Origin of the sequence: Streptomyces sp. NPDC059785 (genome assembly GCF_042732375.1) — a bacterium.
Lineage (GTDB): Bacteria > Actinomycetota > Actinomycetes > Streptomycetales > Streptomycetaceae > Streptomyces.
This window is the reverse complement of sequence record NZ_JBHWHV010000001.1, coordinates 20,217-33,070: the sequence shown is the minus strand read 5'-3', so window position 1 is coordinate 33,070 and position 12,854 is coordinate 20,217. Positions and strand designations below refer to the sequence as shown.

General features: G+C 73.4%; 12 protein-coding genes. 4 read left to right on the top strand and 8 right to left on the bottom strand.

Going from position 1 to position 12,854, the window contains the following annotated elements; all coding sequences use genetic code 11:
* Positions 1-11: 11 nt before the first annotated feature.
* Positions 12-1,343 (bottom strand): aminotransferase class I/II-fold pyridoxal phosphate-dependent enzyme, encoded by a 1,332-nt coding sequence (locus ACFV6E_RS00145; RefSeq protein WP_385458504.1) that lies wholly within the window; start codon positions 1,341-1,343, stop codon positions 12-14.
* Between the two features lie 35 nt (positions 1,344-1,378).
* On the opposite strand from ACFV6E_RS00145, the gene ACFV6E_RS00140 reads away from it, so the two are divergent.
* On the top strand, positions 1,379-2,149 hold the full coding sequence (locus tag ACFV6E_RS00140) for a pyridoxamine 5'-phosphate oxidase family protein (protein WP_385458502.1): 771 nt from the start codon (positions 1,379-1,381) through the stop codon (positions 2,147-2,149).
* Between the two features lie 67 nt (positions 2,150-2,216).
* Here ACFV6E_RS00140 and ACFV6E_RS00135 read toward each other — a convergent pair whose 3' ends face one another.
* The 3 genes from ACFV6E_RS00135 to ACFV6E_RS00125 form a co-directional block, all read right to left on the bottom strand.
* On the bottom strand, positions 2,217-3,179 hold the full coding sequence (locus tag ACFV6E_RS00135) for a DMT family transporter (protein ID WP_385458500.1): 963 nt from the start codon (positions 3,177-3,179) through the stop codon (positions 2,217-2,219).
* Positions 3,180-3,419: 240 nt separating this feature from the next.
* Positions 3,420-4,430 (bottom strand): DMT family transporter, encoded by a 1,011-nt coding sequence (locus tag ACFV6E_RS00130; protein ID WP_385458498.1) that lies wholly within the window; start codon positions 4,428-4,430, stop codon positions 3,420-3,422.
* Positions 4,431-4,621: 191 nt separating this feature from the next.
* The gene (locus tag ACFV6E_RS00125) at positions 4,622-5,188 is read right to left on the bottom strand and encodes a Clp protease N-terminal domain-containing protein (RefSeq protein WP_385458496.1); all 567 of its coding nucleotides are present in this window, start codon (positions 5,186-5,188) and stop codon (positions 4,622-4,624) included.
* Between the two features lie 311 nt (positions 5,189-5,499).
* Here ACFV6E_RS00125 and ACFV6E_RS00120 point away from each other — a divergent pair, with 311 nt between their 5' ends.
* On the top strand, positions 5,500-5,928 hold the full coding sequence (locus ACFV6E_RS00120) for an SRPBCC family protein (RefSeq protein WP_385458494.1): 429 nt from the start codon (positions 5,500-5,502) through the stop codon (positions 5,926-5,928).
* Between the two features lie 196 nt (positions 5,929-6,124).
* Here ACFV6E_RS00120 and ACFV6E_RS00115 read toward each other — a convergent pair whose 3' ends face one another.
* On the bottom strand, positions 6,125-6,775 hold the full coding sequence (locus ACFV6E_RS00115) for a PadR family transcriptional regulator (protein ID WP_385166140.1): 651 nt from the start codon (positions 6,773-6,775) through the stop codon (positions 6,125-6,127).
* A 169-nt stretch (positions 6,776-6,944) separates the two neighbouring features.
* On the opposite strand from ACFV6E_RS00115, the gene argG reads away from it, so the two are divergent.
* Positions 6,945-8,390: an argininosuccinate synthase gene (gene argG, locus ACFV6E_RS00110; protein ID WP_385166142.1), complete on the top strand. Its 1,446-nt coding sequence runs from the start codon at positions 6,945-6,947 to the stop codon at positions 8,388-8,390.
* A gap of 84 nt (positions 8,391-8,474) precedes the next feature.
* Here the strand turns inward: argG and ACFV6E_RS00105 are convergent, their stop codons facing one another.
* A complete protein-coding gene (locus tag ACFV6E_RS00105) occupies positions 8,475-9,125 on the bottom strand; it encodes a UbiX family flavin prenyltransferase (protein ID WP_385166144.1) in 651 nt (216 codons plus the stop codon).
* A 31-nt stretch (positions 9,126-9,156) separates the two neighbouring features.
* Positions 9,157-10,755: a UbiD family decarboxylase gene (locus ACFV6E_RS00100; protein WP_385458492.1), complete on the bottom strand. Its 1,599-nt coding sequence runs from the start codon at positions 10,753-10,755 to the stop codon at positions 9,157-9,159.
* Positions 10,756-11,048: 293 nt separating this feature from the next.
* On the opposite strand from ACFV6E_RS00100, the gene ACFV6E_RS00095 reads away from it, so the two are divergent.
* Positions 11,049-11,858, top strand: coding sequence for a PhzF family phenazine biosynthesis protein (locus ACFV6E_RS00095; RefSeq protein ID WP_385458490.1), 810 nt, complete (start codon positions 11,049-11,051; stop codon positions 11,856-11,858).
* 45 nt (positions 11,859-11,903) lie between these two features.
* Here the strand turns inward: ACFV6E_RS00095 and ACFV6E_RS00090 are convergent, their stop codons facing one another.
* The gene (locus tag ACFV6E_RS00090; RefSeq protein WP_385166150.1) at positions 11,904-12,704 is read right to left on the bottom strand and encodes a CPBP family intramembrane glutamic endopeptidase; all 801 of its coding nucleotides are present in this window, start codon (positions 12,702-12,704) and stop codon (positions 11,904-11,906) included.
* Positions 12,705-12,854: the final 150 nt, after the last annotated feature.

The window sequence follows — 12,854 nt, the reverse complement described above, 5'->3', positions numbered from 1 at the left end:
CGACCGCCGCCCTACACGTAACGCCGGTCGGCCGCGGTGCCGATGGCGGAGGCGACGGCCTCCGCCATCGGCTCGATGTCGTCCGGGGTGAAGGTGGAGACGGTGATACGGATGCCGGGCGGCGCGCTCATCCGGAAGCGGGCCCCGGGCGCGACCGCCCACCCGGCGTGCAGCAGCCGGGCGACCGCTCCCGTCTCGTCCGGCACCGGCACCCACACGTTCATGCCGCTGCGGCCGTGCGCCACGACGCCCCGCTCGGCGAGGGCGTCGATCAGCGCCTGTCTGCGCCCGCCGTACGCCCGCGCGACGGCCCGCGCGTCCACCGCGCCGCCGGCCCACAGCCGGGCCACCGCCCGCTGGAACAGCAGGCTCACCCAGCCGGGTCCGAGCCGCTGCCGCCCACGCACCCGGTCGGCCGTGACCTCGTCCCCGGTCAGCACGGCCAGCCGCAGGTCGGGGCCGTACGCCTTGGCGGTGGACCGCACCAGCGCCCAGTGCCGGGTCACCCCGGCCAGCGGATGCAGCGGCAGGTCGACGATGCGGTGACCGTGGTCGTCCTCGATGAGCAGCGTCCCGGGGTGCTCGCGCAGCACGGAACGCAGGGCACGCGCGCGTGGAGCGGTCACCGCGGCACCGGTCGGGTTCTGCGCCCGGTCCGTGACGACCAGGGCGCGCGCCCCGCCGGCCAGCGCCTTGCGTACGTCGTCGGGCAGCGGGCCCTCGTCGTCGACGCCCACCGGGACGGTGCGCAGCCCGAGCGCGGGCACCAGGTCGAGGAGGCTGCCCCAGCCGGGGTCCTCGACGGCGACGGCGTCCCCGGGCTTGAGGTGGACGGCCAGGACGCGCTCGATGGCGTCGAGCGATCCCGAGGTGACGACGACCGGCCCGTCCGGCACCCCGTCGGCGTCCAGGCCGGCCCGCGCGAGCCGCGCCAGTTCGGGGTCCACCGCGTCGTCCCCGTAGAGCACGGGGTGGCGGTCCGCCTGCTCGGCCGCCGCGGCGAACACCTCGGCGAGGCCGGGGAGCAGGGCCGGGTCGGGGTTGCCGTCCGCCACGTTGCGCACGCCGGGCGGCACCCGGACGCCGAGGTACTCCCGCCCCGTGGTGGCGGGTTTGGCGCGGACGCGGCTGCCGCGGCGTCCGGCGGTCTCGATCACCCCGCGCTCGCGCAGGGTGCGGTAGGCCGCCGCCACCGTGTTCGCGTTCACCCCGAGGTCGAGCGCCAACTCCCGCATCGGGGGCAGCAATTGGCCCGGCGCCAGCTCTCCGGAGCCCACGGCGTGCTCCACGCTCGCGGCGATCTCGGCTGCGCGACGACCGGCGATCCGATACTCTCCTAGCACAAAGTTGATTATGCACTAGTGCAATGGAGAGCGCAATGCCGGAGACGAGCACGCAGCCAGGAACACCGCGGACCGCCGCCCCTGCCGCTGCCTCCACCTCTGCCGCCGACCACGCCACCGCCTACACCCCGACCGACCGCACCGTCCCGACCCGCTCCCGCGACCGGGCCGCGTACGACCACGAGACGGTGCACGCGATACTCGACGAGGGGTACGTCTGCCATCTCGGCTTCGTCCGCGACGGCGCCCCCGTCGTCCTGCCCACCCTCTACGCGCGCGTGGGACAGCGTCTTTACGTGCACGGCTCGACCGGCTCGCGTCCGCTGCGGACGGCCGGGCAGAGCGACCCCGGGCTGCCCGTCTGCCTGACCGTGACCCACGTCGACGGCCTGGTCCTGGCCCGGTCCGCCTTCCACCACTCGATCAACTACCGCTCCGTGGTGGTCCACGGCACCGCCCGGCAGGTGACCGGCACCGAGGAGAAGCGGACGGCCCTCGACGCGCTGGTCGACCACGTCGTACCGGGCCGTTCCCGGGACTCGCGCCCGGCCAGCGACAAGGAGCTGGCCGCGACCGCCGTGCTCCGCCTCGACCTCGACGAGGTCTCCGCGAAGCTGCGCACCGGCGGCCCGAACGACGAGCCCGAGGACCTCACGCTGCCCCACTGGACCGGTGTGCTTCCCCTGGCGAAGGGGTACGGCGTCCCGGTTCCGGCGGACGACCTGGCCTCCGGCATCGGCCTGCCGGACTATCTGGCGACGGCGGTGACGGCTACGAGGACAGCGCCGACGACGGCTCAGGGCTGAGGCGTACGGCGGGCGCGGGCCGAGACCCCGCACCCGCCGCCCCTCCCCTTTTTTCGGCGCGCCCGTCTCAGACGAGCGCCGGCGCCTCCCGCACCGGCCGCGCGGCGGCCCCGGCGGCCCGTGCCTCCGCCACCGCGAGACCCCCGACCGATCCCAGCATCAGCAGCGTGCCGAGGCAGGTCGCGGCCGTCAGGTGCTCACCGAGCAGCACGACGGCGAGCACCGCGGCGCTGACCGGTTCGAGCAGCATGATCACGGAGACCGTGGCCGAGCGGACCGCGGCCGCGCCCGCGAAGTACAGGGCGTAGGCGAGCGCCGTGGGGATCGCGGCGATGTACGCCAGCAGGACGAGGGTGTGCGCGGGCCGGTCCGCGTGCGGGACCAGCCCCTCGGCCAGCGCCAGGGGCAGCAGGCACCCGGTCGTGACGGCGAACGCCCACACCGTCGTGCTCGACGCGTCGACCGTGCCGGAGCGGCCGGCCCAGCGCGTGCACAGGGTCATCGCCGAGTATCCGGCCGCGGACACGAGCGCGAGAACGACGCCCCAGGGACGTACGGTCGCTCCCCCGCCGCCCAGGACCAGGACCGCGAGACCGGCGAGCGCCCCGGTCACGGCGACCACCCCACCGCGCCCCAGCCGCTCCCCCAGGGTCAGCCGGGCGCCGAGCGCGATCAGTACGGGACCGGCGCCGAGCGTGACCACGGTGGCCACGGCCAGACCGGTCGCCTCGACGGCGGCGAAGTAGGCGGTCTGGAAGACGGCCAGACCCACCCCCGTCACGCCGATCCGCAGCACCTTGTGGGCGCGCGGTTCCCGGACGGCGGCCGGGCGCCTGGGGCGCAGCCGGTGAGCGGCGAGCAGCAGGACGAGGCCGCCCGCGCAGCGCCAGAAGGACAGGGCGACGGGCCCCATGTCACTGGCCCGGTAGACCAGTGAGGCGGCGGCGCCGGCGGTGCCCCAGGCGGCGCCGGCGACGATCAGACAGAACAGGCCCCGCCCGACGGGCAGGCCGGATACAGCGTTCGACACGATTTCTCTCCGCGGATACGCAGAAGCTGTGGAAGGACCGCGTCGGCACGGGCACGTCCGGCGGCGCACACGGCGCGGCGGCCGGTGCGCGCGAACGCGCGAGCGTGGGGATCGGTCCTCGGACGACTTCCGCGGGCAGCGCCGACCGGCCCGGCGTACACGCCGGGCAGCAGGGATCGGGGCCCGCCTCAGGCGGCCGGAGGCGGAAGAACGAGAGCGTCCGAATGCATGATCGACACTCTAGGCGGCGGTGCCCCGGGCGGACAACTCCCGTTCGCCGCTGCCCGGACCGCCGGCGACCGGCCCGTCCGGGGACTTCGCGGGCGCGGACGACTGCGCGATGAACGCGCCGGCCAGCACCACTCCGCCGCCGACGAGCTGCGGCGCCGAGAGGTGCTCGCCCAGCAGGATCCAGGCGAGGACGGTCGCGATGACCGCCTCCAGGCAGGCCACCACCCCGGCCACCTGGGGCGACAGCCGGCGCACGGACACCACGCCGGTGACGTACGCGACGACGGTGGCGACAAGCACGATCCAGCCGAGCAGCAGCGCGGCGGCGACGGGGGTGCCGTTCAGGTCCGCGCTGCCGCCGAGCACCGACCAGTCCATGGACCAGGGCCGCGCGACGAGGGTCAGCACCGCGGCCCCGACGAGCAGGCCGTACGCGATGACGCCGAGCGGGTCGGGGGCGTCGTCACCGGCGGCGCTCCCCTGGTCGGACAGGACGAAGTAGCCGACCTGGCAGCAGGCGGCGGCCAGCGCGAGCAGCAGGCCGAGCAGGTCGAAGCGGAGCCCCGACCACACCTCGACCACGCAGGCGAGCCCGCCGACCGCGAGGACGACGCCGACGGCCGCGGCCCGCGTCACGGGCCGCCGCTGGACGAACCTGACCCAGCCGAGGACCAGCGCGGGCGCGAGGTACTCGACGAGCAGCGCGACACCCACGGGGATCCGGGAGAGCGCGGCGAAGTAGCAGGCCTGCACTCCGGCCACGGCCAGCAGCCCGTAGCCGACGAGCAGCGCGGGGCGCCGGCGCGGCAGGGCGCGGTGGCGCACGGCCAGCGGCAGCATCACGAGGGCGGCGCCCGCGACCCGCAGCCAGACCACGTGCAGGGGGGCGAGTCCGGCCTCGATCAGCGGTTTCGCCGCGACGCCCGACCCGCCGAAGGCGACCGCCGATACGAGGGCCAGGACGAGACCGAGGCTCCTGCGCTGCTGACCGTGACTGCTCCCAGACGTGTGCACCGGCACATGATGCCAGCCATGGTCATGACCGTCACCCCCAATGACACCTGTCCCACCCGGTGGACCGGGCCACCTGGCGTCACAGGCCGTACGCACGCGGCTGGCTCACAGGCCGCACACGACCGGCCTCACGGGCCGCACGCGGCTGGTTCCACAGGCCGTACACGGCTGACGTCACAGGTTCTGCGCGACCGGCGTCACAGGTCGCACGCCGCGTCGATCCGCCGCAGCAACGCGTGCGGATCGACGCCCGCGCGCGCGAGGACCTCGACGGCCCGCGACTCGGGCTCCGCCACCATCGCGGCGAGCAGATCGACCCCGCGGGCCGGTGCGTCACCGCGCCGCCGGGCCCGCGCCCGCGCGCCGTCCAGGGCGCCCGCCGCCACCGGCGACCAGCCCTCCGCGTCCGGCGCGGTCACCACCGGCACGGCGCCGGAGTCCTCCACACCGCTCTGCCAGCGCAGCCCGTAACCGATGCTGCGCTGCACCAGGTAGCCGAGCAGCCGGGCGAGCCGCGGGCCGCCGTCGAAGACCGCACGCACCTCCGGGTCGGACTCCAGGAGCGTGTGCAGCAGGTGGGCGGTGTCGATCTGCCGATCCCCGTCCCGCAGCGCCCGTCTGCGCGCGGCGGCGACCACGGTGACGAGCTCGGCGCTGAGCCCGGCGTCGGGGTCCTGGCGGTGGGGCCCCTGTCCGGCGGCCGGTTGCGGGGTAAGACCGTATGGCACGGTTCCCACCCCATCAGTCACGGCGGAACGGGACATCCCCGGCGGGAAGCATTTAGGGGTCCCACACAAGGTGGGCACAGGGGCGTGGCGCCTCCTCCCTGCGGATGACTTTCCGCCGTATTCCACCGCCCGGCGCGCGCCGCCTTGCCTACCTCCGCCCGCCTCCGGGACACCGGCGGCCTTCCTCCGGGACACCGGCGGCCTTCCTCCGGGACACCGGCAGCCTTCCTCCGGGACACCGGCAGCCTCGCTGACGGTTCATCAGTATTGAACATTGAGGGCCCTGCGGCTACGTTCCGCGACACCGCAGCTGCGTCCGCGCAGCGCCCGACGCGAGGGGTGATCGCATGGCCGAAGTCAGCGCGGAGGCACACATCCAGGCGCCCGCCGAGAAGGTCTGGGCCCGGCTGACGGACTTCTCCTCGTGGCGGGAGTGGAACGCCACGCACACCGGCTTCCCGGACGGCGAGCCCAAGGCCCTCGATGCGGGCGGCACGTTCCGGGAGAACCTGCGGCTGATGGGGTTCCCGGCCGAGGTCGACTGGACCGTGGAGGAGCTGGAGACCGCCCGCCGGCTGGCCGTCCGCGGGCAGGGTCCGATGGCCGTGAACGTATCCACCCGCTACACGCTGACCCCTGACGGGGAGGCGACGACGGTGCGCATCGACGGCGAGTTCACCGGCGCCGCCGTCTCGCTGATGGCGGGCAGGCTCAGGGACTCGGCGACGGCCGCACTGGAGGAGTCACTGCGCAGACTGGCCGGCCTGGTCACCTGAACCAGCCAGGGACGGCCGCCCGAAAGCGCCATGAACACGGAGAAGGCGCCCCGCGGGAACATCAGACCTCCAGGGGCGCCTTCGGACTCGGACGGGTACGGGCGGGGGCGGGTACGGGCAGCGGTCGCGGCGCCGGGCTCCGGAGCCGGCGCACCGGTCCGTCCGGCCGCCGCCGGTCACGTACCACCGCGGGCCGTCAGTCCTCGTCGGCGAGGATCAGGTACAGCTTCTTCCGGGCGTCGTTGATGACCGTCAGCGCCTTGTCGCGCTGCTCCTTGCTGCCGGTCTTCCAGACCTGGCCGAACGCCTCCATCAGACCGAAGCCGGCCTGCCGGATCTCGCTCAGCGCCTCCCAGTCGACCCCGCGCCCGGCCTCTTCCCAGGGCGCGTCCGGACCCTCGTCGGCCGCGGCACGGCCGGACTCGGTGAGCGAGAACAGCTTCTTGCCGCCCTCGTTCTCGCTGGCGATCAGACCCTCGTCCTCCAGGAGCTGGAGGGTGGGGTAGACCGAGCCGGGGCTGGGCTTCCACGCCCCGCCGCTGCGCTCGGTGATCTCCCGGATCATCTCGTAGCCGTGCATGGGCCGGTCCTTGAGCAGGGCCAGGATCGAGGCGCGTACGTCGCCGCGCCGCGCCCTGCCGCGCGGTCCGCCCCGGCCGCCCCTGCCACCCCAGGGACCGGGGCCGAAGCCCGGTCCGCCGAAGCCGGGACCGCCGGGACCGAAGGGCCCGAAGGCTCCGCGCCGCCCCTCGAAGCCGCCGCGGCCCCGGGGGCCGGGTCCGCCGTGGCGTCCGCGTCCGTGCTGGTGCTCGTGTCCGTAGCCGAATTCTCGTTCGTCGGAACGCATCGCAATCACTCCATTCCATCGTTGATCGGTCGCGATACCTCAACGATATATCGGAAGAGCTCGTCCGGCAACCCCCTCACACCCCCTCCCTCCACGGAGCGGCACCGGGCTCCTCCGCGGATCGACATCGGCCTTTGCATGAGCATGCGTTCGGATGCATACTCTTCCTATGTCTAAGGTCCTCACCTCCCTCCCCGTCGGCCAGCGCGTCGGTATCGCCTTCTCGGGCGGGCTCGACACCTCCGTAGCGGTCGCGTGGATGCGCGACCGGGGCGCCGTCCCCTGCACCTACACCGCCGACATCGGCCAGTACGACGAGCCCGACATCGCCTCGGTGCCCGGCCGCGCGAAGACCTACGGCGCCGAGGTCGCGCGGCTCGTCGACTGCCGCGCCGCGCTGGTCGAGGAGGGCCTGGCCGCGCTCACCTGCGGGGCGTTCCACATCCGCTCGGGCGGGCGTGCCTACTTCAACACCACGCCGCTGGGCCGCGCGGTCACCGGCACCCTGCTGGTCCGGGCGATGCTCGAGGACGACGTCCAGATCTGGGGCGACGGCTCGACCTTCAAGGGCAACGACATCGAGCGGTTCTACCGCTACGGCCTGCTGGCCAACCCGAACCTGCGGATCTACAAGCCCTGGCTCGACGCGGACTTCGTGACCGAGCTGGGCGGCCGCAAGGAGATGTCGGAGTGGCTGGTCGCCCACGACCTCCCCTACCGCGACAGCACCGAGAAGGCGTACTCCACCGACGCCAACATCTGGGGCGCCACCCACGAGGCGAAGACCCTGGAGCACCTGGACACCGGTGTGGAGACGGTCGAGCCGATCATGGGCGTGCGGTTCTGGGACCCCGAGGTCGAGATCCCCGCCGAGGACGTGACGATCGGCTTCGACCAGGGCCGCCCGGTCACGGTCAACGGCAAGGAGTTCGCCTCCCCCGTCGACCTGGTGATGGAGGCCAACGCCATCGGCGGCCGCCACGGCATGGGCATGTCCGACCAGATCGAGAACCGCATCATCGAGGCCAAGAGCCGCGGCATCTACGAGGCGCCCGGCATGGCCCTGCTCTTCGCGGCGTACGAGCGGCTGGTCAACGCGATCCACAACGAGGACACCCTCGCCCAGTACCACAACGAGGGACGGCGCCTGGGCCGGCTGATGTACGAGGGCCGCTGGCTGGACCCGCAGGCCCTGATGATCCGCGAGTCGCTCCAGCGCTGGGTCGGCGCGGCGGTCACCGGTGAGGTCACCCTGCGGCTGCGGCGCGGCGAGGACTACTCGATCCTCGACACCCAGGGCCCGGCGTTCAGCTACCACCCGGACAAGCTCTCCATGGAGCGCACCGAGGACTCGGCGTTCGGCCCGGTGGACCGGATCGGCCAGCTCACCATGCGCAACCTCGACATCGCCGACTCCCGCGCCAAGCTGGAGCAGTACGCGGGCCTCGGCCTGATCGGCACCGCCAACCCCGCCATCGGCGCCGCCCAGGCCGCCGCGACCGGGCTGATCGGCACCCTGCCCGAGGGTGGCGCCGAGGCCATCGCCTCCCGCGGCAAGGTTTCCGGCGACGACGAGCTCCTCGACCGCGCGGCGATGGAGTTCGGCACGGACTGACGCCCTCTCGGCCCGCACGGCCCGGCGCGCCCACGGAGGTCACCCCGTGGGGGCGCCGGACGTGCGGGCCGGGCCGCGCGCCGCTCACGGGGCGGCCGGTGCCCCGTGCGCGCGCTCCTGATAGGCGGGGGTGCCGCCGTCCTGCCACTCGTAGTGGTCGCCGCGGTCGAGCCCGGTGAAGCCGAGCACCCGGGCGGCGAACTCCTCGTCCATCTCCTCGACGGTGCGCGGCACGTTGTAGTAGGTCGGGATCATCGGGTAGACGACGGCGCCCGCCTCGGTGACCTGCGTCATGTTGCGCAGATGGATCAGGTTGAACGGGGTCTCGCGGACGCAGAGCACGAGCGGGCGGCGCTCCTTGAGGCACACGTCGGCGGCCCGTTCGACCAGGGTGTCGGACTGCCCCTGGGCGATACGGCTCATCACGCCCATGGCGCAGGGCAGCACGACCATGCCCCAGGTGCGGTAGCTGCCGGACGCCGGTGACGTGGCGAAGTCCTTCTCCGGGTGGAGCGCGTGCACCTTGGGCGACGGCTCGCCGAGGAGCAGCCGCTGCGGGTCGTCCGCCGGGTCGCCGCCCTGTTCGTGGGCGAGCAGACGGCGGCCGTTGGCGGAGACGAGCAGGTCGACGTGGCCGACGCGGTCGTCGTCCGCCAGCGCGCGCAGCACCCGGCCGGCCAGCCGGGTACCGCCGGCCCCGGTCACCGCGAGGATCACCCGACGCTGTTCGGACATGCTGTTCTCCTTGGGGTCGCCCGGGGCTGGGTCAGTCGTGGTGGCTGCGCTTGACGCGGGTCTGGGAGGAGTCCCGGCCGGAGTCCGTCCGCCCGTCGCCGTCACCGTCCGGTCCTCCGCCCTGCCCTCCGTCCGGCTCGGGGAAGAGATCCGGGGCGTAGGGATGCGGGTCGACCTCGTGGAAGTGGGCGCGCTCGAACTCGTCCCGCAGGTGGTACGGGGCGGTGGCGTCGTAGATCGTCTTCGACGTGGTGCCCTTGGCCGGGAGCGTGGGGTCGTAGCCGGGCGTCTGCGAGGGGTCCAGGACGTGGCCGGAGACGCCGGGGATCGCGATGACGTCGCGGTTGCCCTGCATCCGGGTCTGCATGGCCCAGAGCACGTCGTCGGTGTCGAAGACGTCCACGTCCTCGTCGACCATGATGACGTTCTTCAGCTCCGAGTAGACGCCGAACGCCACCAGGGCGGCCTGCCGGACCCGCCCGTCGTCGAAGGCGTTCGTCTTCCGTACCTTCATGATCGCCAGGAACTTGCCGCCGCCGGACCGGTGGGCGAACACCTCGGTGACGAAGCCGGGCATCGCCGCCTCGCAGGCGTTGTAGATGCTGGCCTCGGTGGGGATCCCGGCCAGGCTGACGTGCTCCTCACCAGGACCGACCAGGGTCTGGAGGATGGGATCGGTGCGGGTGGTGACCGCGGTGACCTTCAGCACCGGCAGGGCCGGGTTGGCGGGCCCGTTGTAGCCGGGGAACTCCGGCATCGCGTGCCCTGTGTGGGTGTTCTGGTCCTCGGCGGCCCGTACGTCCGGCAGGATCTCGCCCTCGATGACGACCTCGGCGGCGGCGATGCTCTTCTCGGGCTGCGTCACGCAGTCGACGAGCTCGACCGGCCGGCCGCGCAGACCGCCGGCGATGGCCAGCTCGTCGTAGCCGTACGGGGTGGTCGGGGCCTCGAAGCAGGCGCCGATGTGGATGGCCGGGTCCAGGCCCATGTTGACCGACACCGCGAGCGGCTTGCCCTGCCCCTCGGCGATCTTGCGGAAGGCGTCGATGTGCCGGCCGGGGGCGAAGAAGATGGTCAGCTCGTCCTTGTTCTGCACGCACAGCCGGTGAATGGTGACGTCCGTGCCCTTCTTGCCCTCGGGGTCGCTGGAGAGCACCAGCCCGAGACAGAAGTACGGGCCCGCGTCCTGCTCCGTGTTGGTCGGGGCGGGCAGCAGCTTGCGCAGGTCGAAGCCGGGGTCGTCGGCCCGGTGCACGACCTGCTGGCACAGCGCCTTCGCCGGGCCGACCTCCACCGGGCTGATGGCGTCCTTCACCGCCCGCGCCATCCGCTGCGTCAGCTCGCGGGGCGAGGCTTCCAGCAGCAGCCCGACGCGGTCGCGGTCGGCCATCAGGCCCACGAGGACCCGGGCGTCCTCGAAGCCCTCGACGTTGTTGAAGATCATGGCGGGCCCGGTCCTGGTGGGCCGCTCGACCGTGCCGCCCGCACCCACCCGCTTGTACACACCCGCGAGTTCGGCGATCGGGTCCACCGGGTGGTCCGTCTCGAGCAGGTGCCCGGGATGCTCGCGCAGCCGCGCCAGCGCCGACCGGAGGTCGTGCACATCGGACGTCTCCTGTGACCCGGCCATCGCGTTCCTTTCGCCACTCCGCCCCTGCGACCTTGACAGACAGCCGGACATTTCGCCCACGGAGGGTGCGGCACTTGGCGCAGCGGGGGATGGGCGGGGGCGTGATCGGTGACTCGTACGGGATCGGTGAGCCGTACCGCGTCGGACCGTACCCGTACCGGCGCGCCGCCCGCCGCCGATCCGGTGCGGCACCTGCGCCGTAACCGTACGGGCTCCCCGCCCACCGCCGATCCGGGCCACCACCCCCGGATTGGCCTTGGCCCGTGGGCCGCTGCGGCCGTTAGCGTCGGCGCATGCGAATCCGAATCGTCGACGCCTTCACCGACCGTCCCTTCGCCGGCAACCCGGCCGGAGTACTGCTCCTGGACGCCTTCCCGGACGGCGCCCGGCTCCAGGACGTGGCCCGCGAGGTCAATCACGCCGAGACGGCCTTCGCCCACCGGCTGCCCGACGGGGGCGACGCCGACTGGGCGCTGCGCTGGTTCACGCCGGTCACCGAGGTGGCGATGTGCGGTCACGCCACACTGGCCACCGCCCATGTCCTGCGCACCACGGGCGCGCACGAGGGCCCCGTACGGTTCGCCACCCGCAGCGGCGTACTGGTCGCGACGCCCCACGAGGACGGCTCCGTCACCCTGGACTTCCCGACCGCCCCGATCACCGGGACGGAGATCCCGGACGGCGTGGCCGAAGCGCTCGGCGCCGCGCCGCTCACCGCGTCCGACACCGGCCCGAACGTCGGCGACCTGGTGCTGGAGGTCGCCGACGAGAAGACGGTCCGCGGCCTCGCCCCCGACCACAAGGCCCTCGCCCGGTACTCCGAGCGCGGCATCATCGCCACCGCCCGCGCCGAGGACCCGGCCCGGGGCTACGACTTCGTCTCCCGCTGCTTCTTCCCGAACGTCGGCATCGACGAGGACCCGGTGACCGGCAGCGCCCACACGGCCCTGGCGCCGTACTGGTCCGAGCGCCTGGGCCGGGCCGCCCTCACCGGACTCCAGGCGTCGCCCCGCTCGGGCCTGGTCCGCACCGAACTGCGCGGCGACCGCACCCTGCTCACCGGCCGGGCGGTGACCGTCATCGAGGGCGAACTGCTCGCCTGACGTGCACCGGCCGGGGGCGTTCGCGGGGTCCCCGCCCCTGGCCGGTCAGGCCGTCGGCAGCCAGTCCACCTTGCCCGCGAGCAGCGCGTAACCCACGAAGGCACCGATGTCGAGCAGCGAGTGGGCGACCACGAGCGGTCCCACCCGGCCCCAGCGCCGGTACAGCCAGACGAAGACCACGCCCATCACCATGTTGCCGAGGAAACCCCCGACGCCCTGGTAGAGGTGGTACGAGCCGCGCAGCACCGAGCTGGCCACCAGCGCCGTGCCGGGCGTCCAGCCCAGCTGGCCGAGGCGCCTGAGCAGATAGCCGACGACGATGACCTCTTCGAGGACCGCGTTCTGGATCGCGGAGAGCACCAGCACCGGGTACTTCCACCACACGTCGGGCAGCGCCTCGGGGACCACGGTGAGGTTGAAGCCGAGGCCGCGGGCCGCCAGGTAGAACGCGATGCCGGTACTGCCGATGACCGCGGCGACCGCGGCCCCACGCCCCAGATCCGGCCACGGCCGCGTACGGTCGAAGCCGAGCGTGCGCAGCCCCTGGCCCTCGCGCAGCAGGAAGTGGGCGACGAGGGCGACCGGTACCAGCGCCGTCGCGATGCCGAAGAGCTGCCACGCCAGATCCAGCCAGGGCCGGCCGGGCGCCGCCGAGGCGTTGAGCGTGGCCGCCTGGTCCTTGAGCCCTCCGGGCTTGGTGACCGAGCCGACGAAGCTGATCAGCGCGGAGACGCCGCTCGCCCCGAGGGAGAGGCCGAGGACGAGAAGCGTCTCGTCCCGGAAGATCCGTCGTGGAAACCGCTCTCCAGGAAAAGAACCGGCCACCGGTCCCTCTTCGGACTGCACTCCCGCCTCCAGTTGAGTAATCCCGCCTCGCCCGTGTCCTCGCCCCGCTAGGGTCTCGAAAGAAGTTGCGAAGATCGTGCGCGACAGGCCGTTGGGGGGACGGGCGCCGTACCGGGCGTGCCTCCCCGTGTTGTCTTGTTCCGACGGCCG